Here is a 26,509-nt window from a genome sequence, read left to right as displayed (position 1 = left end):
TTGGATTGGCTCTATATATAGCTGCAAAAACGACACATATAGGGAATAAAACTTAAATTAGGGGTATTTGTGGTGTATTTTGGCATCTTGGCACGGTGTATGCTTTTTATTTTAGTAAAAAAGAATACCGCTGATACCGATTTGAAAAAAAAGCCGAGCCATTGGGCGGCTCGGCAAATTGCTCACGTTAGGAGTTGGAGCAAACCTTTCTCGTCGACTGGCAGGATTGTAGAACGTAAGTACTGGCCTCTCAACCTATCCTACACTCTCAGTCTTGTTGGTCGACTTTTTACCTCTTGTTACGCAAATACCTAATTTTCAAAGCAGCCATCCATGGCAAAGAGAGGGCCTCTCAAGCCTTCAAAAACCGTGCGTAACGTTATACATATGCCAATTGCTTTACTTCCTCTCGCGCATACATCCACGCGAGATAGTATCCTTGAACAATTGACCTTTTTACGTTGTGCAGTCTTATGCACTGTTATTAGTTACCGGATTATTAAATTAACCCTGTAGTAATGATAATGCCGCCTGCGGCCGCTGGTTCGCCTGCGACAAAATAGTGGTACTCGCCTGCTGAATAATCTGCAAACGGGTAAGGTTTGCCGTTTCAACGGCAAAGTCTGTGTCGGTGATTCGTGATCTTGCCGCCGATACGTTTTCAGAAACGTTGGTCAGATTTCGAATATTTGATTGGAAACGGTTCTGTATCGCACCTAAATCGGCACGTTTAGCATTCACCACTTCAATGGCTTCATCAATTCTCGACAACGAAGCTGATGCTCCTCCTGGAGAGCTGACCGATAAAGCAAATGATGAAAATAATCCTACTGTGCCAAAACCCGAGCTGCGCTCAACGTTAACACTAATGGTTTGGTTGGCATTCGCACCCACTAAGAAGCGAGCAGAAAAATCACCCTGTAAGACGTTCACGCCGGCAAACTGGGTCGTTTCCGCAATACGGCTAATCTCAAGCTTAAGGGCAGACACTTCTTTTTGAAGTGCATTTCTGTCTTCTTGCGAGTTAATGCCATTTTGCGATTGGATAGCTAAGGTTCTAATACGCTGCAGCGAATTGGTGATTTCACTCATCGCGCCTTCAATGGTTTGCGACAATGAAATACCATCGTTAGCATTACGAACCGCCTGGTCCAAGCCTTGGATTTGAGACGTCATCCGGTCTGAAATTTGTAAGCCCGCAGCATCATCTTTTGCGCTATTAATGCGCATACCTGAAGACAAACGTTCAAACGCGGTGTTTAAATTAGTGGTAGTGTCGTTTAAAAAGCGACGTGCACTTAACGACGAAATATTAGTATTAACGAACAAAGACATAATAATCTCCTAACGATTTTTAAAAAAGTCACTGCTTTTATTGTTTTTTGTGACTAAAGTTTATTAATTGGCACACAATGTGCTTTTATTTATATGCGAATCATGGACTGATTCTTTTTCATCAACGGTTCACTACCAATGATGAAGCATATATGCTGTAACAGAGCGAAAGCTCTATGCTGACGACAGGTATGATGTTCCAGACCTCATACCTCTCACTACCTCCTGGCATCATTCCTGATCGTTGGCAGTTCAGCGTATATATTCTTCAACTTCCCTTGATTTCGCCTTTTTAGGCAGCACTTTTCCCTCACGCCATGCGCGATGCTTTTGTACATTTTGTTTATTTGACTCAGTATTTTTTAAATCCGTCGAAACGGTGATAGGTATGTGAAAAATGTATCGTGATATTGAGAGCTATTAACGTCGCAATGCGCTTGTGTAATTGATTCTCGGTTCCTAACGTTTTTAACATACTATCGACATCGTTTTTATTATGGTGTTGATGTCTTGCAAGGTATTTTGTTTTTGTTGGTTTGCCTTGCTTAAATAGGTTATCGAACAGACAGGGGAAAACCTTTAGGAAAAAATCTAAATTAGGTAAAAAAAGGGGAAAAGGTTGGCCAGGCAATGCCTGGCCAGTCGCTCTAGGTATAAGAGTGAGCGCGCTCTTTATGCTGTTTGGCTGGTGAAAACAAGTTACTACCTCCTGGCTTCATTCCCCAAACAGTAGGGTCTTGCCTAGGATTAACCTAGAAGCTGAAGCGCAGACTGTGGACGCTGATTAGCCTGTGACAAGATAGTAGTACTAGCCTGTTGGATAATCTGTTGTTGCGTCAAGTTAGCTGTTTCGGCAGCAAAATCAGTATCTCTGATTTGCGAGCGAGCAGCTGACATGTTCTCAGAAACATTCGACAAGTTACGAATAGTAGACTGGAAACGGTTAGTCAAAGCACCTAAGTCAGCACGTGTGGCACCAATTGCAGATATAGCAGTATCAAGTGCTGCAAGAGCATCAGATGCGCCGCCTACAGAAGATACCGATAATGTGTCAATGGCTAGACCAACAGCGCCAAAGCCATTAGATTGCTCTAGGTTTACAGAGATAGTTTGACCTGCATTAGCACCCACAAGGAACGCTGCAGAGAAGCTACCATCAAGGATGTTAGTTCTGTTGAACTGCGTGTCAGACGCAATTCTAGAGATTTCTAATTTAAGCGCAGATACTTCTTTTTGAAGTGCCAAACGGTCTTCATCAGAGTTAATACCGTTTTGCGATTGTACTGCTAACTGGCGGATACGTTGCAACGCGTTTGTTGTCTCACCCAACGCGCCTTCAGCGGTTTGTGTAAGTGATATAGCATCGTTAGCATTGTTTACCGCTTGGTTTAGACCATTGATTTGAGTGGTCATACGATCTGTAATTTGAAGACCTGCAGCATCGTCAGCCGCTCGGTTAATTCTCATACCAGAAGATAAACGCTCAAACGACGTATTTAGTGAATTACTTGAATTGAATAACTGACGTTGGGCATTTAAGGCCGATACGTTAGTATTTACGAACATAGACATAAGTCTCTCCTACACTCTCAGTCCAGCGCTTGCTGGCAGCCGGACGAATTCCGGTGATTTGTTTACAAATTGTAGAACATCACTCTTCAATGTTTGAAAAGTACATGTACTGGCTCTCTCGAAAAGTTTATCGACAAAGAGCAAATTCCCTTTAATCTAATTTTCAAAAAAAATACAAAAGGCGGCAAAATTTTGCCGCCTTTAAAAAATGAACACGTCTAGGAACTGGACAAAACAGCAAGTTATGTCACAAAAAACCAAAATTTAAGGATGAAAAATAATTTTAAAAATATTTTCAAGAAGAGCAAAAAGGCGGTCTAGGACCGCCTTTTTTAAAGAGGAATTGCTTTAAAAGGTTTAGATAAAGTTAAACAGTGAAAGATTAGCTATACGTGGAAAACTCGCAAACGCTGCTTCAAGTGCAGTTTCTTGGCGAGCGAAATCTGAAGACGCTTGTGCATAATCAACATCTTCAATCGCTGAGCGAGCTCTTTCGTTAGTGACTTGGCTATCGAGTAAAGAGTCCTCAACTGCTTGTGCAATATTAAGCCTCGCACCAATTGATGAATTTTCTCTAGATAATGTCGACATAGCATTGTCGATACCCACTAAGGTATCGTCAATGATGCTCGCTAAACCTTGTTGATTGATCCCATCGTTTTGTAGCGCAAGCATCATGGTGTGCAGCGTTTCTGCGATATTCTTTTTTTCTGGTCGATTTAAATCGAGCACGACAGAGTCGTTGGTCACACCGGTAATGTTGAGGGTAATACCGTTAAACTGGGTGTTTTCACCTGAGCTAAATGGAATAGATTCGACCAATGCGCCGGTGCCGACATTTGTTACATCAATTTGAGTGGCGCTTACAATGGTAAATGCATATTGATTGTTCAGCGCATTCACCGGGTCAAAGTTTTGCTTATGAAAGGTATCAAAAGTCCCTTGGTTACTCACGCCATTTGCATCTAATGTTGCGCCATTAGTTGCACTAACAGAATATGACAAGCGAGCAGGAACATCTTCGAACAAAGTCTTACCTGAGGTAGTCGTGCGAATTTTTACGCTGTCGGACAGCTGAATTTCATTGGTGCCATCATCGCCTGTAAATGCAATGACGTTAGTTTGTGCCGATGGATTAAACTCAAATGCTTGAGACTCAGACTGATACCCAGCAAAAATGTAATCCCCTGCTGCGTTTTGCGTATTCATTAAATCAATCACTTGATTTCGAATTTGCTCAATTTCAGACGCTATCGCGGCCTTATCATTACCAGACAAAATACCATTGCCAGATTGCACCACCAGCACACGGGCGCGATTGACGACATCATTAATGCTGCGCAAGGAGGTTTCTTGTAACTCTAAGTTGTTAGTCGCAAGATCTACGTTACGCTGATATTGCGTAATCTTATCGAGTTCTTCAGTTAGCCTTACCACTTGTGCTGCGCCGACGGGGTCATCTGAAGGGCGCAGTAACTTTTTACCACTGGCTAATTGCGTTTGAATATCTGACAACTGCCCTTGGCTGACATTAATTGCCCGTAAATTCTGATCATATATAAGGTTGGTCGTAACGCGCATGATATTACCTTGCTACTGCTAATATTGTGTTGAACATTTCTTGAGCCGAACTCAAAATCTGTGCGGCGGCGGCATAAGACTGCTGAAACTGAATCAGATTAGCCGCCTCTTCATCTAAACTGACGCCCGCGGTAGATTCAAACCATTCTGACGATTGCACCTGCATCACTTTAGCTGCTTCTAAATTGACATCTGCCCGAGCCGTTGCCGAGCCAACAAAACCGACCAACGATGAATATGCTTCATTAAAGGTGGAGCGATTCGTATTGCCAGCATTGCTTTGGCGAACAAAATCCATTTGCTGCAGCTCACCAAGCGCAACAGCATTGCTGTTATCGTTAAATCCGTTGGTATTAAATTCGACGGTAAACACATCACCCGGTGAAGGAATACCTTGTAATGATAAATCGTAACCTGGGTAGTCAGTTAGCGCGGCAAAATCTGCGGGCCAAGCAGGTGAGCCAGACGTTTTTGCTTGTTCAATCAAATTATTCAAATCAGTGACGCCACTGACGGTGGTAATCACATTGGCTGGGCTTGAGTTATCTAACACCTCATACGAAGTATCGCTAGTAAAGCGGACCGTCACGGGCGCACCGAAGACGCTCGATGGTGAAGTGGCAACATCTTGAAAGCCACCATTGCCGTCAAACGCAGATGCATTTAAGGTGCCTGGCGCAACCTCAGTATTAGTCGCTCTGGTCGCGATAACTTGCGCGTCGCCTAAATTATCAATACTGCGATTTATACGAATCGGGCTGGCAAATGCCCAGTCCTCAGCGCGCGTGGTCGCTAAACTTAAATTAACGGCACCCACTCGAGCAGGTTGTAACAAGAAACTGTCGCCGGCTTGATAAGACGCGCCTTGCGCAAACTCTATTTCAACGCCCCCCATTGCAGCGTTATAAACCCCCTGCCCTGCGGTAACGGTAATGGTTTGCGTGATTGGCACACCATCGGTATCTAATTGCGGACGCCCGTCATTTTGAAGGGCCGCAATTTCCACATCATATCGTGGTGGCGTACCAGAGGGTGGCGTTAGAATAGTCACTCGATAATCATTGTTGGTAACATCAGCACCCGCGCCAGGGGTAATACGCCCTTTCACCCCAAGCGACAAATCGCTATTTTGAGGATAATTGATAGCCCTGAACTCCGGAATATTGAATATATCACCACCAAATTGACCATCATAATCCATACCTTGACGGTTTTGCGTGTTGACCGCATCGGCTAATGCAATGGACAGTTTACCCAAGCTTCGCTGGGCTGGCTCCAATACTTCCTCTCTATATTTAAACAAGCCGCCTAAACCGCCACCAATGTTTTCCTCAAGAATATTGATGCTTGATTCGTTTTTGGTGGGAGAATTAAACTGCGTCTGCAGGGTTAATTGGCGATTTGTAAAATCGGGTTCACCCGAAACGGCAAATACATTGAAGGTGCCGTCTGCCATCACCAGCGATTCGCCAGTCGTTAGGTTGACGGTTAACCCGCTATCACCATTTGGACTATTGCGCACTTCAAGTGAGACAATTTCGGCGAGATCTAAAATCGCTTGATCTCGCTGATTTAATAGTTTTGAAGGTGTATCAACAACGCTGCTGCCACTAGCAACGGCAATCGCTTCATTTAAGTCACCAATTTGATTAATCAGACTGTTAGCTCTTGCCACCGACTGTTCTATTTGCAGTTCAGCTTCGTCTTCTTTTGCCTTAATAAAATCGCCTAACTGCGTCACGCGATTTAGCATCGCGCTCGCTTCGCCCATAATAGCGTCGCGCGCGGGCATGCTCGTTGGGTCATCGGCGGCGGTTTGAATGGAACCAAAAAAACGTGTCATTGATTGCGAAATACTGTTCGCTTCGCTTGCCAATACTCGGTCTAAGCCCTCTACTGCGCCATAAAATGCCTGCGCCTCACCTACGAGCGATGTATCACGTCGCAATTGGTTTTGTGCAAACACGTCAAACACACGGTCGGTGAAGCCAAAATCCACACCTCCATTTAACCGAGAAGTGAAGGTGGTACTCTCGCGCACATATCCTTCGCTATTGACGTTTGCAATATTGTTACTGGTAGTATTGAGCAAGCGATTGGAGGCGTTAATACCGCTTTTCGCTAAAGTAAATAAATCCGCATTTCGAATCATGGCAATAAGTCACTCATGGTACGGCTATTGTAAACTGACATAATTTTGTCAGCGTATTTTGGGTCGGTTGCATACCCTGCTTGCTGCAAGGCTTTAAAATAATCGTGGGGCTGAGCGGTATTTTCTATCGCTTGCTGATACCTTGGACTTGACGATACAAAGTCAACATAATCGTTTAATGAAGCTTCAAAACTATCGTAACTCCTAAACGCAGCTTGCTGCTTCTTAGGAATATTGTTGGTAAATTCGATAGTATCTACGACGGCTTTATCGCCATCCCAACGCTTATCAGCCTTGATGCCAAATAAATTATGCGCGTTGTTGCCGTCTCCTTGATGAATCATATATTTGCCCCAACCGGTTTCTACTGCCGCTTGTGCAATTAGTGCTTTCGCCTCAATTCCTAAGCGCTGCGCAGCTTCCTTGGCTTTTGGATACAGTGCACTGATAAATGATGCGGGTGATTCAAAAGCAGCTTGCTTAGTCGCAGGCATTGCACCTTCAGAAGGCGCAGGAGCAATGATATTCTCTGCGTTTTGACGCATCATCACTGCATTTCGATTCAAAATAGATAAATCGGCATCACTTCTTACTGCACTGGCAGGCATGACCCCTTTGTTAATGCTCATTTGCTGAACAATGACATCGGCCAGGCCAATACTGCCTTTTGTTGAGAGGTCGGTCGCGAGCTGTTGGTCATGCATATCACGGTAAAACTTTACTTGGTCAGAGTTAAACGGACTGTCTTTGTCAGCCATTGCGTCTTGTGCTTTGCGCATGGACTTTAAGAGCATCTGCACAAAAATGGCCTCAAACTGCTTAGCGGCCTCTTCTAGCGCGCCGTCATCGCCAGACTTCGCAGCTTCACGCAGGGTGTCTAGGCTTCCTAGATCATGTACGCTACGCGACATCTCTAGTTTAGACTTCATGTTTGCAGATAAATCCATCGTCATTAGAGCGATACCTTTAAATCACAATGAGCTCGCCCTGCAAGGCACCGGCCTGTCGCAAAGCTTCTAAAATTGCCATTAAATCGCCCGGCGCTGCGCCAATTTCGTTGACGGCACGAACAAGCTCATCGAGCGTGACACCTGGGTCGAACTTAAATATGCGGCTGTCATCAAGGGCAACGTCGATAATAGACTGTTGCACTACGGCCGTATCACCGTCACCAAATGCATTAGGCTGGACTACGAGCGGGTCTTCGGTAATCGTAACGGTCAATCCACCATGCGTAATTGCCGCTGGCATCAAGCGAACATCTTGGCCGATAACAATCGTGCCCGTTCGGCTATTTACCACAATGCGCGCTGGCGCTTTAGCGGGCACAAACTCAAAGTTTTCGATGGTTGCTAAAAAGCCTACTCGCTGACCTACTTCACGCGGCGCCATTACTTTGACAGACGCAGCATCCATTGGCGTAGCAATCGCATAGCCGTTTTTCGGATCAGCGCCTAAGCGGCGATTGATTTCATCAGACATTGCTTGTGCGGTAGTAAAGTCTGGCGTATTTAAGTTCAATACAAGATAGTCGTTTTGCATCAATCCGCTTGGCACAGAGCGTTCAACTAATGCGCCATTTGCAATCGTTCCAACGGTCGGAGTGTTGCTGACAATACGAGAGCCATCATTACCCTGAACACCAAAACCCGAGACCACAAGTGAGCCTTGAGCCACTGCGTATATTTCGCCATCAAGACCGCGTAAAAACGTTTGTAGGAGCGTTCCGCCTTGCAAGCTTGCTGCTTCGCCAACAGATGACACGGTTACATCAATCGTCTGACCAGGTTTGCTAAATGCCGGAAGTTCAGCATGCACAGCCACCGCGGCGACGTTGCGGATCATAGGACGAACATTAGGATCTAAGCTGATCCCAAAGTTGGTCAACATGGTTCTAAAAGACTGCTCGGTAAAAGGACTTGTCTCGCCTGTACCAGGTAATCCTACTACCAAGCCATAACCCACTAATTGGTTTGCGCGCACGCCTTGAACGCTTGCTAAGTCTTTAATTCGATTGGCACTAAATGCAGGCATGCTTGCTGTAACAACTATAACTGCGCTAAGTAACCAAGCGCTTAAACCTTTATGTACCTTCATAGCGGCCACCACGAAGATGAGAAAAACTGGGTTAACCAACCTTTTTCTTGAGCTCTAGCAAAGCTCCCTGTGCCGCTATATTGAATACGTGCATTGGCTATTTTGTTCGATTCTATTTCGTTGGTCGGTGTGACGTCTGCTGGGCGAATCACGCCGGTGAGCCTAATATATTCATCACCGTTATTAAGGGTTAACCATTTTTCGCCACGAATAATCAGGTTTTGATTGGGCAGTACATCAACCACCGTGACCGATATGTCGCCTTGTAGTGAGTTTCGTTGGGTTGCCTGTGAATCTCCGGAGAATTCGCTGCTTGAGTCCACACCTAACTGAATTTCTTCCGTACCTATGCGAAGGGCATTTGAGCCTAAGCCGACGATGGGTTGAAGATCGACGTTTGAGTCACGAGAAGTCGTGGTGCCAGCGCTTTTAGTGGCGTTAGTGTTTTCGCTTAAACGCACGGTAATAATATCACCCACGCGACGAGCCGTTACGTCAGAATAAAGGCTATCAGCCATTACCGCGTTAAACAAACTGCCATTTTGCGCAATTTGATCACGCTTATCTACCGGTACTGCAGGCGCATAAAATGGGTCATTTGCCGCAATCGGCTCAACCATAGTGCTATTGCAACCACCCATTAATAGGGAAGCTAAACACAGAAAGACTGCATGCAATTTCATTGTAAACCTCTTATAACTGCTGAATCACCTGACCAAGCATTTGGTCAACTGAAGAAATGACTTTTGAGTTCATTTCATATAAACGTTGAGACTCAATCAAATTTACGAGCTCTTCGGTGACGTTAACATTCGACGTCTCTAATGTGCCTTGCGCAAGCGTGCCTAAGCCCTCAAGCCCAGGTACACCTTGTACAGGCGCACCCGACACAGCTGTCTCTACGTATAAGTTTTGCCCAACAGGTTGCAAGCCCGCAGGGTTAATAAAATCAGCAATGTTGATTTGCCCAAGTACCTGAGGGTCTGCTTGGCCACGTAACTGAGCAGAGACTTCGCCGTCTTGCGAAATCGTGACCTGTTGAGCATCGTTAGGTAATGTAATCACCGGCTGTAGCACAAACCCTGCACCAGGGGTCACTAACTGGCCCTGATCATTGAGGGTAAACTGCCCATTACGCGTATAAGATTGACTACCATCTGGCATTTGAATTTCAAAAAAGCCACGCCCTTGAATTGACATATCTAGCGCGTTGTCTGTGGTTAACAAGTTACCCTGCGTATGCGTTTTTTGCGTAGCAACCACTTTAGAACCTGCCCCAAGCATTAATCCTGAAGGAAGCTCGGTATCAGCTGAGCTTCGACCGCCCGGCTGATTAATATTCTGATATAGCAAGTCTTCAAATACCGCGCGGTCTTTCTTAAAGCCAACCGTGCTGGCGTTTGCTAAGTTGTTAGATACGACGGCAACGTCTGTTTGCGCTGCGTCTAGTCCGGTTTTACTTATCCATAGAGCTGGATGCATACTAAGTACCTTAAGCGAAGTTTATTCGCGGTTAAATAATTCTAAGTAACATGTTGCCGCGCATCGAAAGTTGATCCGCTTTGTTCATTAACTTGACCTGCATTTCGTAATGACGCTGCAGTGAAATCATTTGCACCATTTCATCAACGGCATTCACATTTGAGCCCTCAAGCATGCCGGAGCGCACGCTTACGTTGAGGTCTTGCTCAATGAATCCACCGTCTTTGAGATCAAACAAGCCATCGGTGCGACGCTTGATTTGATCTAATTCTGGGTTGGCTAGCTTAAGACGACCCACTTCTTCAATAGCGCTCTCAGGTGCACCCTGCAGGCGAGTAGAAATGCGGCCATCGTTACCAATGGTGATGTTTTGAATAGGTATCGGTAGAAATATAGGACCCGCTTGTCCCATGACCAAATTACCTTTGGAATCTTGCAAAGCGCCGTCTGCCGACATAGTAAAGTTGCCGTTGCGGGTCAATGCCTCTTCGCCCTCTGGCGTTTGAACACTAAACCAACCATTCCCCTGAACCGCCACATCTAATGGGCGATCGGTCGTGATCATTGGGCCGCTTTCGTAGTCATTTGTAGGACTCTCGGTCATGCTGAACACACGAGACGGCAAACCTTCGCCGAAAGCCGGCATTGCTCTTGCCTGTTCGAGCTGCGCTTTAAAACCGTTAGTTTGTGCATTCGCCAGATTGTTGGCGCGCAAGCTAGTGGCCATCAAGTCTTGATTGGCGCCGCTTGCTGCAATGTAGAGTAACTTGTCCATTCCACTTACCTTAAGATGTCAAAAATTGACCTTAGTTAAGGTAAAGCAATAAAAGTGCCAAGTGTCTTAGTTGATGCGTATAAAGAAGGTAAAGCTAATGTGGGTATTACTTGGCTGACCCTTTTTAGGTGTCAGCCAAGAAGTTCAATAGCGACGAGGGACTATCGAATGTTCAGTATGGTCTGATTAAGCTGATTATTGACTTCAAGTGCTCGTGAATTTGCCTGGAAATTCCGCTGCGCGATAATCATGTCAATCAACTCCGTAGTCAAATTTACGTTGGCTTGCTCAAGGGCCGATGAGTTAATGTCACCAAAGGTACCGGTGGTTGCCTCACCTGCTAGCGCCTCACCAGAAAGAATACTCTCTTTCCACTGCGTACCACTTTGCTGTGTTAGACCCTGCTCATTTGCAAATCTTACTAGAGCAACACGTACTATCGGCTCTGATGTACCGTTTGAAAACGTTGCTCGGACCAAACCATCGGGTGAAATATCAATACCTGTCAGTCGACCTACTGGCAAACCATCTTGCTCAAGAGATGTCACTTCAAATGCCGATGCAAACTGAGTTGGCTCATTTGGATTTGCGCCTGTTGGATCTAGATTAAAGTCTATCGCGATTTGCTGCGTGGCGTCTGAGCCATTAGAAAGGATCGTGCCACCAAGTGCTTCAGTTACAATCTTACGGTCGAGCTGCGGCTGACCATCTGCAGACTCTAGGCCGATAAAGTCACCACCGTCACTAAACCGCATTTTTGCCGCTGTTACCGCGTTACCTGACGCGGTACCTAATGAGTTTACTGCCGTCGAAGGGTCTGCATTTGAACCGTCAGAGTTGGTAATATCTACCAATTGATCATCAACCGCGGCTGCAACATACCATTCATTTACCGCAGTTGGGTCGCTGTCCTTAATAAAGTAATAAGTCATAACGTGGCTGTCACCTAGGGAGTCATATACGGTGACAGACGTCGCTGCGTTATAAGTTAACGGGTCTGTTGGGTCAAATTCCGCGGGATCTTTAACTTGATCACCTGCCGGTAAGTTAAAACGCAAATCCACTTCAGAAGTTGACTGCGGAGAGCCTGACGAATCTGGAATGCGCACAGGCACGGTAGTACTTAACGCCACAGATGCTGAGGTACCGTCTGGGTTAACTGGGAAGCCCAATAAGTTATCACCGGCTGAATTAACCACAAAGTTGTTGTTGTCTAGTTTAAATTGGCCAGCGCGTGTAAAGGAGAAGTCTCTCGACGTTAAGTCAGGTACGGTGGCGAAAAAACCGTTTCCGGTGATGGCCATGTCTAATGCGTTATTGGTAAAACTTAATGAGCCTTGAGAAAATTGTTGAGAAACCTCTTGCGTCAATACACCGTCACCGACTTTTGTTCTGCCTGACGATAATAATGAGGCGGCATACACGTCGCCAAACTCAGCACGCGACTCTTTGAATCCCACGGTATTAACGTTTGCGATGTTGTTTGCCGTTGTGTCTAAATCTCTTTGTGACGCAGATACACCACTTAATGCGATATTAAAAGACATTTACTTTCTCCTATGAATTACCGATTTGAATGACGTCGTCTAATCTAATGCTGACATCACCATCTAAATTAAGAACCACACCCTGACCCGAGCCGGTTAAGCTCACACTGTCAACGTGTCTGTTAATTGCTGTAGGCAAGGCGGTTGCCTCGCCAAATACGTTTCCTTGGGCTTGGACAGCATAGTCACCAGGCGGCAAAGGATTGCCGCGGTTGTCGGTACCATCCCAAGTAAATTGGATGTTGCCGGCAGCTTGTGTGCCAACTTCCATCGTGCGCACCACTTCTCCGGCGCCGTTAAGTATATTAATTTGCGTTTCTTGCGAGGTCTGCTCGTTAATAATGACCCCAGTGATGCCAGCATCAGCGCTGTCTTTGTAGCCAATATTACCCGACACCAAAACTTGCTGACCGATTAAGCCCGACGCCTGAAGTGCTTGGTTTGAGGTCATAGAAGCGGCAAAGCTACTGAACTGTTCGTTTAACTGTGAAATACCGTCGGCCGTTGTAAACGATGTCATCTGCGCCACCATCTGGTCATTATCTACCGGCTTAGTTGGGTCTTGGTTAGCCAGTTGCTCAGTTAGCAAGGCGAAAAAGTCTTCCTGCTTGAGCGTTTGTTCGGTCCCGTCTGAAACCGGTACTTCTGGCTCTGTGTTCCAGAACAAGTTTCGATTAAGGCCCTGTTGTTCTAATACATTCATAAGAATATCCTCTTAATGGCAGCTATGCTGCTTACTGCCCTTGACCAAGCTGTAAGACTCGGCGAAAAATTCGTTTAGTCGTATCTGCTACTTGAACATTGGTCTCATATCCTTTTGACGCTGACATCATATCCGCCATTTCTTGCACAATATTCACGTTTGATTTGTATATGTAACCATTTTCATCCGCCATGGGATTGCCTGGTTCATATTGAATTTGAAGCGGTTTTTGGCTCTCGACAATGCCTTTAACCTCTACCCCAACGCCCTTTGATTGATCCGCTGACGCTTGTTGTAAGGCGGCGGCAAAGACCGGATGACGAGCACGATATGTATCTTCGTAGCTGCTGCTAACGCTGTTGGCGTTGGCAATATTACTCGCGGTGGTATTCAAGCGGACATTTTCTGCCGCCATGCCAGTGCTTGAAATATCCATTACTCTAAATAGGCTCATTATTGACCTCCGCTACTAAGTGCTTTTTTCATTCCGCTAAACTTGCCGTTCAATAACATCAAACTGGCTTCATATCGCATGCCGTTTTCCAAAAATGCGTTTCTTTCTTGTTGCACATCCACCGTATTACCGTCACCCGTATCAGGTTGGTCTGGGATTCTAAAATCTACGTCGAACTGCGTTGTTTTCCCGCTCTGTATATGCTTCTCGTGGGTGCGAACCATTGACGATGGCCCCCCTTGAGATGCTTGAGAATCTTTCATTGCGCGCGTCATCGCACTTTGAAAATCTATGTCTCTTGCTTTATATCCAGGTGTATTAGCATTTGCTAAATTTCCTGCTATTACTTCCATCTTATCTGCGCGAACTTTAAGCGCATTGTGATGAAATCCTGCTAAGCGGTCTAAGTTAATGGCCATAAACAAATACCTGAGTTGTTGTCTTGCTCAGGTAAGAGCAAATGCTATGCCAAAACAATATGAAGTTGGAAAATTTATAGAAAAAGAAAGTGGGAGGGGTTAAGCGCGCCGAGCGTAGTAAAGGCCTCGAGGACATTTTTGCATTTGTAGAACATGCTGTGCACCAGAGATTGACTCAGCTGCCCCTAATATAAGAGCACCGTCAACTGGCAATAAAGCGGTAAGTTTTTGCAGTATGTTTGCCTTCATCTCGTTGTCGAAATAAATCAATACGTTGCGACAAAATATAACGTCAAATTCGCCAAGAGAGGCAAAGTTGTCCATCAAATTGATGCGTTTAAAGGTTACCATATTGCGAATATAGTCAACGACTTCAAGGCGTTTGCCTGTGCCTTTAGTAAAGTACTTTTGTTGCATTGCCGCAGGCAAACCTCGTGCAATGGCCAACTCATCGTAGCTGCCTTTTTGTGCCTCAGTTAATACTTTTTGTGATATGTCACTGGCAATAATTTGGACGCCATGTTTAAAAGCACCAGGATGCTTCTGCATGTATTGATGAATGATCATGGCAATCGAATATGGCTCTTGCCCATAAGAACAAGCACTGCTCCATATACGTAGCTTCTTGTTATGATTCGCTAAGGCCGGCAACAAAGTGTCGTTGAGAATCTGATAGGGGTATTCATCTCTAAACCAAAACGTTTCATTTGTGGTCATCGATTCTAACGCGCGGTTTGTCAGCTCGGCATTTCTGCCCGAGGTCACCGTGCCGATAAAGCTATTAATATCGGTCGAGTCAAATTCGCGCATAGCAATTACAAGCCTACTTTTAACTAAGTATTGTTTGTTCTCACCGAGTGTAATACCAAGGCGCTGTGCCAAAAAACGTGCAAACTCAGCATAGCGCGCCTCACTTAGCGCAATTGTCACTTATTGTTTGCCTTTTAAGTCTGTTTGTAGCCATTTTTGTACTGCAGTGGCTAACTCATCGGGGTGAAATTTCGCGATAAAGTCATCAGCACCGACTTTAGAAACCATTGCTTGGTTAAAAACACCGCTTAATGAGGTATGCAGAATAACGTGCAGTCTCGAAAGCTCAGGCGTATTTTTAATTTCTGCGGTAAGCGTGTATCCATCCATTTCTGGCATTTCTATATCAGATACAAGAACACCTACCTTGTCGGTGACATCACCCGTCTCTGCAGCGATTTCTTTTAATCGTTGCAGCGCTTCAAAGCCATTCTTTGCCATCTCTATTTCTAGACCAAGGGTTGTTAGGGCCTTTTTAACCTGATTTCTTGCCACTGAAGAGTCGTCGGCAATAAAGATTATCTTACCGTCGCTTTTAGATACATCAACGTTGTTGGCGATTTCGTCAGACACGTCAGTTGAGAGCGGCGAGATTTCATTCAAGATTTTTTCAACGTCCAAAATCTCGATAAGCTCATCGTCGACCTCGGTAACCGCGGTGAGGAAGCTGGCTTTGCCGGTGCCTTTTGGTGGCGGCATAATCGCATCCCAATTGGTATTAATAATACGCTCGACAGAGCCTACTAAAAACCCTTGTACCGAGCGATTGTATTCAGCAATGATAATAAACCCAGTCGACACATCCTCAATAGGCGCACCACCGGTGGCCATCGACAAGTCGATAACTGAAATAGTTTGACCGCGAATGTGCGCGACTCCGCGCACTAGCCGATTAAGTTTAGGGATAGATGTTAATGGCGGACACTGCAATACTTCACGCACTTTAAACACGTTAATACCAAAACGCTGACGCGAGTTTAATCGAAAGAGTAAAAGCTCTAAACGATTTTGTCCGACCAGTTGCGTACGCTGGTTGACTGAATCTAAAATTCCTGACATGAATCCCCCGATATAGTTCGGCACGATAGTTGCGTATCTAGCATATAACGACCCTTTTCTGGTGGGCATCGACAATAAAATGACGATGTTGGTGTTCCCAGAACAGACTTAACAAGCAGGAAGTCAAACATGCGATACATGACACATATCTCGTTATCGACCAAAGTAAGCATAGTCTTTACTTTATTTTTAGTCAGTTTGTATGCAACCGCTCAAACTGACCAACGCGATATCATCAAGGCGCAAACCGCTGAGTTTGTGCGCTATTCACTTTTGAATAACCCTGACGAAAACACACAAATTAATGTGCGAGATATTGACCCTCGTATTCAAATACCAATCTGTCCAGAGGGGTTTGCGTTTGAAAGTCCTAATTATGATGTCCGCCTGAGTAATGTTTCTGTCAAAATCTCATGCCCTAGCAATAATTGGTTTTTATTTTCTCACGTTGCGATTCAAAGCTTGCAGCAAGTTGTAGTAAGTACCCAAGCATTAAGCCCAGGCGCGTTACTCAACTCAAGAAATATCGCTGTGGCCGATATAGATAAGAGCAAAATAAGAGGCAGTAGTTTTTTAAGCGTTGAGGAAATAGTGGGTGCAAGGATTAAACGCCGCGTTCGTGAAGGCAGCATACTAAATGCGTCTATGCTGTGCTTTGTATGCAAAGGGGACCGCGTTACGATTAGCGCTGTTACCGGCGGATTAAGCATTCAGGTATACGGTATTGCCGAGCAAGACGGTACGCTTGGTGAGACCATACAAGTGCGCAATATGTCCAGTGATAAACGGGTGTTTGCCACCGTGGCAGGCACCGATGAAGTACAAATTAAGATTTAAATTTAATAACTTGGTATAAGAGTTGCTAATTGGTAATCATGCATGATGTTTTGCGTTGGCTTTATGACACCTCACAGTGCGCCAATGATACGTAAATAAATGTTTTAACGAGTGTTTTTAAGTAAATATGTTTTTATCTAAGGTTTCGGTGACTCGTAAATTGTCAAGAAACTGCTACTATTAAGCATAGTGACAAAAAAATGTCAGCATTAGCACTAAAGAAAGTCAAAGTGCGGCCGATAGATAGGTGTAGAGGTAATTTTATGGTGGTTAAACATTATGTCAGTAAATAACATAAACAATGGAAACAAAGCGCAACTAGATGCGACGAAGCTAGGCCAGCAGCAGGCGCAAGCGCAGTCATCGAAAGCAGCGGATCAAGCAGCGACACAAAGTGCGCCTGCGAAACAAGATTCTGTTTCACTTACTCAATCTGCACAGCAACTTGCGAATGTGCAGAAAAAAGGAAGTGAAGCGCCGGTCAACCAAGAAAAAGTTGAGCGCTTGAAAAAAGCAATCACAAGTGGTGAGTACCGAGTTAACCCAGAAGTGCTCGCTAATAAAATAGCGGTGCTTGAATCCCAGATTTTGGGCGTGAAATCATAAATAGGTAATTGTATGACGACTAGTCTTGAGAATGCGATTAACAAACAGCTGTCACTTTTAAGCGAATTAAAGATTTTGCTCGAACAAGAGCTTCATTTAATAAGTTCACGAGAGCCAGAGACGTTGATGCAGCTGCTTCAAGAAAAAGAAGTCTTACTTGCGGATATTGAATCGCAAGACCAAGCAGTCGAAATAATGTATGAACGTGTGGCACAACAATCGGAAATTCCGGAGACCTGCACTGCGCTATTAGACGACTGTAAAAAAGTGCTTAATGAATGTAAGTACCTCACACAGATAAATGCCAAGTCGGTTGAGCATGGTCAGCTTCGCTTAGTCCATTTGCGCAATATGATGATGGAGCTGCGTGCGAAAGAATCAATGACCTACGACAGAGCCGGACGCACCACCGGTGAGAGTCCAGGAAAAGGTATCAGCGCCTAAATAAAACAATGACATTACTCTACAAAAAAACGCATCCTTGAGATGCGTTTTTTTATGGTCGGATACTTTGCGTTTAGTAATAGCTTACTTTACGAATCTTCTGTGGTTTTGCTGTCGCTAGATACAGGTCATACACAATGGCCATATCTAACTGAAGCTCTGTTGCGTACGTGTCATCGCCTACCGGATAGGTTTTAACAACCCGAGCACCTCGAATAACACCCTCGACCGACGTTTGCAGTTGATTGTTAGTCAACACTAGATTGGCTAGCGATTGTTCGCCGTCAACTTTTTGTCCATACACTTGTTCAGCGAGCTCTCGATATGCATCTAACTTAGACGCTTTCATCGCTTGTAGTCTTTTACTGGATAAGTCTAAACCTAATTGTGCGTCAATCGGCGCATATCCCACAGCATTGAGTATAGGATAGTTCTCAGGCTCAATGGTTTCCCATTCAACGTGCTTGGTAAAGGGTGATTGGCAAGCACTTAGGCCAAGGCTTAAACCCACTACACAAAGGCATGTACGAGAGAATTTTTTCAATCTTTGTGATGTTTTTCGCTCATTAGCTAGCATTCACATTCCTCAACTTCATTTATCGCTATTGATTGACGATAAACAAAGCAAACCTTATGCCACTGCGCCAAGAAACACTAAAATATCTAAGCGCTCGTTTTTATTCAAAACATTTGATTATTCAGCATAACTGGCATGTAACTTGATTGTAAATTGCTAGAAAGATGTATGTGCCAACAACAGTGTATCGGTATTTTACATCGATGGTTTTTACTGGAGTTAGATATGTTGAATATGTTGTCGTCCCTTACCCGACCTGCTTTTATCATTGCATTGTTTATTGTGAGTATGCCTAGCATGAGCGCTTGGTTTTCAGCCACAGGTCAGGCGGTGGTGATTAATGGCGATAAACAAACTGCTCGCCAACAGGCAACTCAAGAAGCCATTAAACAAGCTTTATTGTTTGCAGGCGCATCGGTCACTAGCGTACAGCAGATCGCCAATGGTCTTTTACTCGACGACCAGCTCGAGGTTCGTGCCATGGGTGAGGTATCCTCCGTTGAATTGATTGATGAAGTTTACCAAAATGGCATCGTAAGCGTGTCGATTCGAGCCGACATATTTGCACAAGACAGCAAATGCTCAGCAGCCGATTACACTAAGCGTATTGCTACTACCTACTTTCCCATTCGTTATGAAGGTCAAGCCGCTAATGGGCAAGTTCACAAATTAGGAAAAGAAGTGGCCCTTAAATTTCAAGGGATCATGAACAAAATGACGCCGGGGCTAAACCTCTCTCATATTGAGCCCTATGTGTTTGAATGGCATCGCGCCAATCTTCCCTTGCAAGCTGCGTCTCTTGCTAATAAGACAAATGCGCAATATGTGCTCACCGTGACTTTAGATGATATATCAGTGCAAAAGCAGCGAGGCTCAGCACTCACCTTTTATAAAGGCGACCAATACATGCGGGCATTTGATTACACTCTTGGTTTAATCAACGGTGCCACCGGCGAGCAATTGTTTCAACAAACCTATCGCTCGCAAGCGCCTTGGGACTTTGCCTTAACCGCGCAAGTAGATGTAGGCTCTCAGGCGTTTTGGAAAAGTTTGTATGGACAAAATATTGTCAGACAAATACGCACAAGCATTGCTGATTTAGAAGAAAACGCTCTTTGTGAACCCACCATGGGACGGGTACTTGCAGTGGCAAATAATCAAGCGCAAATTAACCTTGGACGTAACCACAAGGTGCAAGCTGGCGATACCCTAACGCTGTTCAACGTGAAGCAAATCAGTGATACCTTTGGCCAGCAATATAAACAGTTCGTGCTCCACCCTACCACCATGGTAGTCAAACAGGTATTTGCCAGCACCGCTACCATTGCACCGGCAGACAATAGTTACTTAGGTAATGTGCAACCTAACGATTATGTAGCACGGCAGTGAAATTGGGGCCTCTTAAATTACTGAGGCCCATGAGTATTTTGTAGATAGTAAAACGTGACTTGGTCAAAATCAGAGCCGACACCATTTGCATCACCGCTTTCACCGGTGTTGTTTTGCGAGTATGCGCCGGCTTTAAAGTAGTTCCACTCTTCTACTACATCGTAACCGCTATTTTCTTCAATCATATCCACATACTGATGCGCGATGATAGGACCGTTCAAATCCCCGCGACGAATAATCACGTCGATTCGAGCGCCCTGCTGATCAATCTCGTAAGAAAATATCTCACCTAAGGCAATACCTTGCTCTGGGTTACTGGTATATATTGGCTGGTTATCTTCATTGGTATGGGGAGGTCCAAGCACCATCTTCCAGATATCGTCCCCATTTTTTATCTCATGTGCAAAATATAAATAACCACGATCGTTATTCGGAAACTTTTTGAAGTACAAACGAATCGGCTCATCGTCATCTGCATGAATTTGCCCAATGACCACCCGCCCCGTATGTGATTGACTGCCTCCCACTGTGACTTTGTCTACTTTAAGCGTAGCTTGCAGTAAACCACCTCTACCACCTACCGGTCGCCCAGGGTCTGGCTGATAACCTAAAATCCAATTATTTCTGTTAACGCCTTGCGTGCTGATTCCCGTGTTTCCGCGTCGTAACATTTCGCGCAATTCACTTCGGGTAAAGCGTGTATTTGCTGAGGTGGTTGCGCCAAAAATAGTTGCTACGAAGACCATACCACCATCGTCAGCGGTATAAAAAAAGTCGTCATCTTCAAAGCCGTTATCCAAATCTCTTTCACTGGCACGCAACGCAAAACCATCATCAGGATCGGTACGCGGCGTATCAAGGGCCCATGTGAGCAAGTCGAAATTCTCCCCAGGAGGTGCGTTCGGGTCGAGATTATACTGTGATATATCGACACTTTGCGTTTCTATGGGCGCAACAGCTACATCTAAAGGACAGCCGAAAACTGCGATTTCACTCAGCACGATAGGTAAACTCTCGCTATTTGTATTAGCCACCAAACGAACAAATCTAGCAACGGAGTTGGTAACTTCAAATCGCTCAAATTGCTTGGTGTGTCCACTGCTCGTCTCGTTAGTTAGCAGTTGCGTATATGTCGCACCATTTTCAGATACCAAGATGTCAAAACTGCTTCGACTTTCATCACCATTAAACCATGCCGTACCAATCTCTTTGACTAAATGGCGATACCCTAAATCGAGGGTAATTTGTGCACCATCTTCACTCGGCTGCCAGCTATTTTCTTCTAACAAACTGTTATCAATCGCCTTTTGAGCCTCAAAACCGGTTTCTGTCAATGCATCGCTTTGAGCGCTTAGTACATTCAGAAAGTCCTTCCCCGAACAACTTGTAACGGATAAGTCTGGCGGAAAAATAGGATCGGAAACAACTGGAGGCTGTGGTGTCGGTGTTGGCGCAGGCGGTGTTGGCGGTGTTGGTGTTGGCGGTGTTGGTGTTGGCGGTGTTGGTGTTGGAGGTGTTGGCGGTGTTGGTGTTGGCGCAGGTGGCGGTGCAACGGGCGTAACAGGCGGTGTGACTGGGTTTTCTGGACCTGAAGAAGAGCCGCCGCATGCAACTAAAAGGCATAACAATGACAAAACAATAACACTACGCATCACACAATATCCTCTAAACAAAACACCCGTAAAAAATTGGACAGAACAATATATAAAAATTACCCTTACCAAAAAGTAGAAATGCGAAGTTAAATTGTAAGGCAAACATTGTCAATATGTTAACAAGTGTAATTTATTGAATAAAAGTGAATAGCATATAAAAAGTTTGAAAGCAGAACCGTATTACAGTGAAGGCGCCTGCGTTGAAGCTCAGTAAAATAAAGACATCACTTGATAAATATAAGTAATTTACAAATCAATATGTAACTCATACAGAACATACGGCTAGTTTTACTGAGCTTATTGTAACTCAATCGATATGACTCAAAACACCGTCAAACGCCGCACCATGGTAAGGTCACAAACGCCATATTGGTTGACAATGTAGTTACATATTGGTTACATTTGCGTTTTTAAGACATTCTCAATTCGTAAAATAGCGCGGACAGGATCATGCAATTTATACTCGAAATGAAGACACGCTTCTTTTCATCTATAAAGGGGAATTGCTTGTTATCCATTGAGAAAACACACGTCGATTATAGGGATCAATAATATGAAGCGCCTCTCAGCTCTCAACGCTCTCCATGCAAGCCGTTTACTTGATAAAAGCTCGGCATTTTTAATGCCCTTAGCATTAGGATTATTTGTAGCAAACCTCCTACCTTTAGCACAAGCGGCACAAGATGAACCCCCTATCTCCAATCCTCATCAAGCTCTCAGCGAAGGAGTCTTATTAGGCGACTTGACAAACTTAGATCCAAACAAAACACCGGGAGAGAATTTTGACTTGCTGGATTGGTCGCTGACCCTACCTACAGATCTCAACAAAGATAAACGAGCCGACACCATTTACGAAAAGGCCTTGAGTGAAGGCTTTGAGCTAAAACCTTTGTTCTATACCGCGGAGGATGGCGGATTGGTATTCGCATCTCCTAATGTTGGTGCCAAAACATCAAAAAACACCAAATATGCCAGAACTGAACTGCGCGAAATGCTGCGCAGAGGAGACAACAACATTAAAGTGCGTGGCATCACTGAAAACAATTGGGTGTTTGCCGGCGCACACGGTGCTGTCAAGCGCAAGGCGGGCGGAATAGAAGGCTCACTGGAGGCGACACTGGCGGTTAACCGAGTATCGGTCAGTGGTGATGAAAAGATGGTTGGCAGAGTTATCATTGGTCAAATTCACGCAACCGATGACGAGCCAATTCGTCTCTATTACCGAAAGTTACCTGGCAATACTAAAGGCGCTATTTACTTTGCCCATGAAATTAACGGCGGCGACGATGTTTGGATAAACATCATTGGATCGCGCTCGCACACATTGTCAGACCCAGAAGACGGGATTGCTTTAAATGAAAAGTTTTCCTACAAAATCACCGTTGAAAATGAGGTTTTGTTTGTCACTCTTATCAGAGAGGACAAACCAAATATCACGAAATATTATGACATGAAAGACAGCGGTTACAGCTCTGGCAATCAGTTCATGTATTTCAAAGCCGGTGTATACAATCAAAACAATGGCGGTGTGGACGGTGATTTTGTGCAGGCCACTTTTTATCACCTTCATAACACGCACCAAGGATACAGATATTAAATTTACGCTAGCATTGAGCCTCAATGCTCACGAGGCTCACGAGGCTCACAAAGTAATTCACGCACCACAATCTTGGTAATTACTTTTGGTAATAAACTTTATTAAAGTTTGGTTAACTTTTTGGTTGATGCCTTGGTTTTATTTCAGTATATTATTAATAACAAAATAGTTACATCTATATAACAAGCGAATTGCAAGTGCATACTCGCACCACACAAAACGGAGAACTCGATATGCCGTCGATATCAGGGAAATACAAAGAGTCACTTAAGCAACATGAAACATTTACACTCTCACCTGTTGCAAAGTTGGTTAAGCTTGCAGTTATTGCCAGCGTCGCTAGCTCATTCTCTTTCTCTGCTTCCGCTCAAGAGCCGCAGACTGAAACAACCGCCAACCCTGACACCAACGTAGAAGTCGTTGAAGTTTCAGGAACTCGTAGAACGATCCAAGACCAAATTGCGATAAAACGTGAATCAACCACCGTTGTAGACGGTTTATCTGCTGAAGACATTGGCGACTTGCCAGCACTCTCTATAGGTGAAGCATTAGAATCCATCACCGGCGCAGCGTCCCACCGTGAAAATGGCGGCGCAACTGAAATCACCATACGTGGTTTAGGACCATTTTTAAGTGCAACTCATATTAACGGGCGCGAGGCGACTAACGGAACCGGTGACCGTTCAGTTAACTTCTCTCAGTTTCCCTCTGAATTGATGAAAAAGGTCGCTATATATAAAACGCAAGATGCCTCAATGATAGAAGGCGGTGTTGCCGGCGTTATTACACTAGAAACCCTCAAGCCATTAGATTTCGGCAAGCAACGTTTTCAAGCAGAAGTAAAAGCAAACTATAATCCCGACGAGGGCAGCGTTGAAAACTCACTGCATGGTGATTTAGGTTATCGCGGTACCCTTAGCTATGTTGACCAATTTGAATTTGATAACGGTCAGGCCATAGGCGTAACGGTTGGATGGCAACGTCAGGACATCTCTCAACCAGAGGGCGAATATCGGAGTTCGAGTCCTACTGGTTCGTCTTTATGGGCATGTTTAAATGATCCTACAAACACCAATGAAGGCTTTTTTAAGAGCGTTGCTGGCGATTGCGAAGACCCAGGTAACCGAGGATATCAGACGAGAATAGATCCGACTACGGGCCGAGCCGAAAGTGCGGGTACACCTTACGCATGGACAGGCTCTAGTCGCAGTTTCCGTCAAAACGAAACATCAGACGAGCGCGATGCACTTTTCTTAGGCCTGCAATTTCGCCCAACAGACGCTTGGGACATTAATTTGGACGCGCAGATTTCAGACCGCACCCAAGCGGAAGCTCGACACGATTTGATATTTTTACAAAAACGCGCAACGCCGGGTGTTACCGGCCAAAGCCTAGTAACCAATGATGTTGGCGGGATTTTACAATGGGCAGGTGAAGAGCGCATTGAATCAGCCGGGGAACAGTTCTCAAGGGAAGAGAACTATCGTGGCGGTGGCATACAAATCGAACACTTCTTCAATGATGCATTAACCATCAACGCTGATTTCTCTTACTCTCAAACCAAACGAGAAGAGTTACAAATATCTAACCGCGGGAGAACTGCTAACCGCCCGCTCTTATCTTGGGAATTAGGCGACTATATTCCTAATTTCACGGTGACTGATTTTGATGTCACAGACATTAACAACTTCACTGATAGCTTGCGCACTCGCATCGATCGTGAAAACGCTCGCGAAAACGAAATAATAGGTGCGCGCTTAGATTTTGATTACGCGTTAGAGCACGATATTTTCTCAAGCATTCAAGCTGGCTTGCGTGTATCTGAGCTTACTTTCTTGCAATTTGGTGGTAATCAGGGCAACGGATCAAGAAATGAGTTTCTCTTAAACGAAGGCGTTGCTTCCGCCACTGATGTGCTGCAAGGTTGTCAGATAGACTTCCCAGAATCAGGGTTTTTGTCTAACGTTTCAGACGGCGATCTTATAACGAACATCGACGACAGAGGCAATGTCGTCTCTTCTGGCACCGGCTCTTCTTGGGCAACTTATGACAACGTGTGTTTCTCTCAAGCGCTCGTTGCCTCTCAAGGGGGGGAGTTTGCTTATCCTGAGCTAGAATATGAAAACGCAGGCACGATTGACGTGACCGAAAAAACCCAATCAGCTTACGTTATGGCCAATTTCGATACTGAAATGTGGGGCAAGTTCATTAGGGGTAACTTTGGTGTCCGCGTAGTGAGCAGTGAAGTCACATCAATCGGCTTTAGACAAGGCTTCGATGTATTGCAAAATGAGCTAGGCATATTCAGTTTAGTGTCTAACGACACAATTGAACGAATTGTTGGCGGCGGCGATTACACTGAAGTATTACCGAGTTTCAATTTAGTCGTCGATTACTCAGACGATATCCTCTTAAGAGCAGCTATCTACCGAGGCATGTCTCGAGCGAACCCGTCTAACCTTAGCTTTAGCAGAACCTTCCAAATCGATGATGATGAAGCGCCTGAATCTATTGAAGATTTATTGGTCGGGATCAACGGTTCAGGCAACCCTGATACACAGCCTCTGATGTCATGGAACTACGACGCCGCATTTGAATGGTATCCCAATGAAGATTCAATTCTTGCCCTTGGTTTTTACTACAAACAGTTCAATGGCGGCTTTCAGCAACAAACAGTGCTTGAAAACTTCAATATTGAGGGCGTAGATATTGCATTGCCTATTACTAACTCCGTCACTACCGATGAGAAAAGTGACTTAGTAGGCTTAGAGGCATCCATCGCCTACCGCTGGGATAATGGTCTTGGTGTGAAAATAGGCTACAACTACGCCGACACCAACTTTGAGTTTGAAGATAGCCTTTACGGCGACACCTTTGTTACTGATTTGGACGGGGTGACGACGCAGCTCACCGAAGGCATTATTCCACCTGGCGCAGTACCCGGCTTTTCAGAGCATGTTTTTAGTGGTCAACTTTATTACCAAATTGGTGAGTTTGATGCTGCGTTAATTTACAAGTATAGAAGTGAGTACTTTCAACCCTTTACAAGCAACGGCACAAGACTTCGCTTTGTTGATGAAGTAGGTGTTTGGGAAGCTCGCGTTTCTTACCGAGTTAATAAAAACATACGTGTGAAATTCGAGGCGATTAACTTGTTAAGCGCACCACGTTCTGATGACTTCTTTGTCCAAGGTAATCTCGGACAGGTTAGTGACTACGGACCGCGTTTGTTTGCAGGCATTAGCTTTAAATATTAAACCACCTCAGCGTTTTTTAAAAAGCGCTAAGACATAGATGACCGCCGCTAGCCAGATGGCTAGCGGCTAAAAGTACACATACAGTCACCATAAGCATAATAAAAATAGAGCAAATAGGTGGCTGCTAACACTTAATAAAGTGAAACTTTCAGGAGTAGAAA

General features: G+C 44.8%; 23 protein-coding genes. 6 read left to right on the top strand and 17 right to left on the bottom strand.

From position 1 onward, the window contains the following. Positions 1–504 precede the first annotated feature (504 nt). The 15 genes from KJ365_RS07900 to KJ365_RS07830 form a co-directional block, all read right to left on the bottom strand. Positions 505–1,335, bottom strand: a complete 831-nt coding sequence (locus KJ365_RS07900) for a flagellin N-terminal helical domain-containing protein (RefSeq protein WP_214451070.1) — start codon at positions 1,333–1,335, stop codon at positions 505–507. 747 nt (positions 1,336–2,082) lie between these two features. Beyond that, complete coding sequence (locus KJ365_RS07895) at positions 2,083–2,907, bottom strand: flagellin N-terminal helical domain-containing protein (protein WP_214451069.1); 825 nt, start codon at positions 2,905–2,907, stop codon at positions 2,083–2,085. 357 nt (positions 2,908–3,264) lie between these two features. Further along, a complete protein-coding gene (gene flgL / locus KJ365_RS07890) occupies positions 3,265–4,488 on the bottom strand; it encodes a flagellar hook-associated protein FlgL (protein ID WP_214451068.1) in 1,224 nt (407 codons plus the stop codon). Between the two features lie 4 nt (positions 4,489–4,492). After that, the gene (locus tag KJ365_RS07885; protein WP_214451067.1) at positions 4,493–6,640 is read right to left on the bottom strand and encodes a FlgK family flagellar hook-associated protein; all 2,148 of its coding nucleotides are present in this window, start codon (positions 6,638–6,640) and stop codon (positions 4,493–4,495) included. Then, on the bottom strand, positions 6,637–7,587 hold the full coding sequence (gene flgJ, locus KJ365_RS07880; protein ID WP_214451326.1) for a flagellar assembly peptidoglycan hydrolase FlgJ: 951 nt from the start codon (positions 7,585–7,587) through the stop codon (positions 6,637–6,639). Before flgJ ends, KJ365_RS07885 begins: the two co-directional genes overlap by 4 nt. Before the next feature lie 19 nt (positions 7,588–7,606). After that, positions 7,607–8,674 carry a flagellar basal body P-ring protein FlgI gene (locus KJ365_RS07875; protein ID WP_502793486.1) on the bottom strand — a complete coding sequence of 356 codons (1,068 nt, stop codon included), beginning with the start codon at positions 8,672–8,674 and terminating at the stop codon, positions 7,607–7,609. A 59-nt stretch (positions 8,675–8,733) separates the two neighbouring features. Continuing rightward, a complete protein-coding gene (flgH, locus tag KJ365_RS07870) occupies positions 8,734–9,420 on the bottom strand; it encodes a flagellar basal body L-ring protein FlgH (protein WP_214451065.1) in 687 nt (228 codons plus the stop codon). Between the two features lie 10 nt (positions 9,421–9,430). Beyond that, the gene (gene flgG, locus KJ365_RS07865; RefSeq protein WP_214451064.1) at positions 9,431–10,219 is read right to left on the bottom strand and encodes a flagellar basal-body rod protein FlgG; all 789 of its coding nucleotides are present in this window, start codon (positions 10,217–10,219) and stop codon (positions 9,431–9,433) included. Positions 10,220–10,250: 31 nt separating this feature from the next. Next, positions 10,251–10,994 carry a flagellar basal-body rod protein FlgF gene (gene flgF / locus KJ365_RS07860; RefSeq protein ID WP_214451063.1) on the bottom strand — a complete coding sequence of 248 codons (744 nt, stop codon included), beginning with the start codon at positions 10,992–10,994 and terminating at the stop codon, positions 10,251–10,253. A gap of 161 nt (positions 10,995–11,155) precedes the next feature. Beyond that, positions 11,156–12,541 carry a flagellar hook protein FlgE gene (gene flgE, locus KJ365_RS07855; protein ID WP_214451062.1) on the bottom strand — a complete coding sequence of 462 codons (1,386 nt, stop codon included), beginning with the start codon at positions 12,539–12,541 and terminating at the stop codon, positions 11,156–11,158. Between the two features lie 10 nt (positions 12,542–12,551). Continuing rightward, positions 12,552–13,244, bottom strand: a complete 693-nt coding sequence (locus tag KJ365_RS07850) for a flagellar hook assembly protein FlgD (protein ID WP_214451061.1) — start codon at positions 13,242–13,244, stop codon at positions 12,552–12,554. Between the two features lie 31 nt (positions 13,245–13,275). After that, entirely contained in the window at positions 13,276–13,698 is a 423-nt protein-coding gene (flgC, locus tag KJ365_RS07845) for a flagellar basal body rod protein FlgC (protein WP_214451060.1), read from the bottom strand. Beyond that, a complete protein-coding gene (gene flgB, locus KJ365_RS07840; protein ID WP_214451059.1) occupies positions 13,698–14,117 on the bottom strand; it encodes a flagellar basal body rod protein FlgB in 420 nt (139 codons plus the stop codon). Before flgB ends, flgC begins: the two co-directional genes overlap by 1 nt. A gap of 99 nt (positions 14,118–14,216) precedes the next feature. Continuing rightward, the gene (locus KJ365_RS07835; protein ID WP_214451058.1) at positions 14,217–15,047 is read right to left on the bottom strand and encodes a CheR family methyltransferase; all 831 of its coding nucleotides are present in this window, start codon (positions 15,045–15,047) and stop codon (positions 14,217–14,219) included. Further along, the gene (locus KJ365_RS07830; RefSeq protein ID WP_214451057.1) at positions 15,048–15,986 is read right to left on the bottom strand and encodes a chemotaxis protein CheV; all 939 of its coding nucleotides are present in this window, start codon (positions 15,984–15,986) and stop codon (positions 15,048–15,050) included. A 129-nt stretch (positions 15,987–16,115) separates the two neighbouring features. Between KJ365_RS07830 and flgA the strand changes: the two genes are divergently transcribed. From flgA to KJ365_RS07815, 3 genes are all read left to right on the top strand, one after another. Next, entirely contained in the window at positions 16,116–16,823 is a 708-nt protein-coding gene (flgA, locus tag KJ365_RS07825) for a flagellar basal body P-ring formation chaperone FlgA (protein WP_214451056.1), read from the top strand. A 279-nt stretch (positions 16,824–17,102) separates the two neighbouring features. After that, complete coding sequence (gene flgM / locus KJ365_RS07820; RefSeq protein ID WP_214451055.1) at positions 17,103–17,429, top strand: flagellar biosynthesis anti-sigma factor FlgM; 327 nt, start codon at positions 17,103–17,105, stop codon at positions 17,427–17,429. Positions 17,430–17,441: 12 nt separating this feature from the next. After that, entirely contained in the window at positions 17,442–17,873 is a 432-nt protein-coding gene (locus KJ365_RS07815; protein WP_214451054.1) for a flagella synthesis protein FlgN, read from the top strand. A 73-nt stretch (positions 17,874–17,946) separates the two neighbouring features. On the opposite strand, the gene KJ365_RS07810 is transcribed toward KJ365_RS07815, so the two are convergent. Then, on the bottom strand, positions 17,947–18,450 hold the full coding sequence (locus KJ365_RS07810) for an LPP20 family lipoprotein (RefSeq protein ID WP_214451053.1): 504 nt from the start codon (positions 18,448–18,450) through the stop codon (positions 17,947–17,949). 168 nt (positions 18,451–18,618) lie between these two features. On the opposite strand from KJ365_RS07810, the gene KJ365_RS07805 reads away from it, so the two are divergent. Next, the gene (locus KJ365_RS07805; RefSeq protein ID WP_250884072.1) at positions 18,619–19,839 is read left to right on the top strand and encodes a flagella assembly protein FlgT; all 1,221 of its coding nucleotides are present in this window, start codon (positions 18,619–18,621) and stop codon (positions 19,837–19,839) included. A gap of 17 nt (positions 19,840–19,856) precedes the next feature. Here the strand turns inward: KJ365_RS07805 and KJ365_RS07800 are convergent, their stop codons facing one another. Next, a complete protein-coding gene (locus KJ365_RS07800) occupies positions 19,857–21,491 on the bottom strand; it encodes a polysaccharide lyase family 7 protein (RefSeq protein ID WP_214451052.1) in 1,635 nt (544 codons plus the stop codon). Positions 21,492–22,047: 556 nt separating this feature from the next. Between KJ365_RS07800 and KJ365_RS07795 the strand changes: the two genes are divergently transcribed. Beyond that, positions 22,048–23,091 carry a polysaccharide lyase family 7 protein gene (locus tag KJ365_RS07795; protein ID WP_250884071.1) on the top strand — a complete coding sequence of 348 codons (1,044 nt, stop codon included), beginning with the start codon at positions 22,048–22,050 and terminating at the stop codon, positions 23,089–23,091. A gap of 233 nt (positions 23,092–23,324) precedes the next feature. Next, the gene (locus KJ365_RS07790; protein ID WP_214451051.1) at positions 23,325–26,348 is read left to right on the top strand and encodes a TonB-dependent receptor; all 3,024 of its coding nucleotides are present in this window, start codon (positions 23,325–23,327) and stop codon (positions 26,346–26,348) included. The last annotated feature ends 161 nt before the right edge of the window (positions 26,349–26,509 follow it).

The organism is Glaciecola sp. XM2 (assembly GCF_018595715.1).
In the GTDB taxonomy this organism is placed as follows: domain Bacteria; phylum Pseudomonadota; class Gammaproteobacteria; order Enterobacterales; family Alteromonadaceae; genus Glaciecola.
This window is presented reverse-complemented; position numbering and strand designations above follow the sequence as displayed.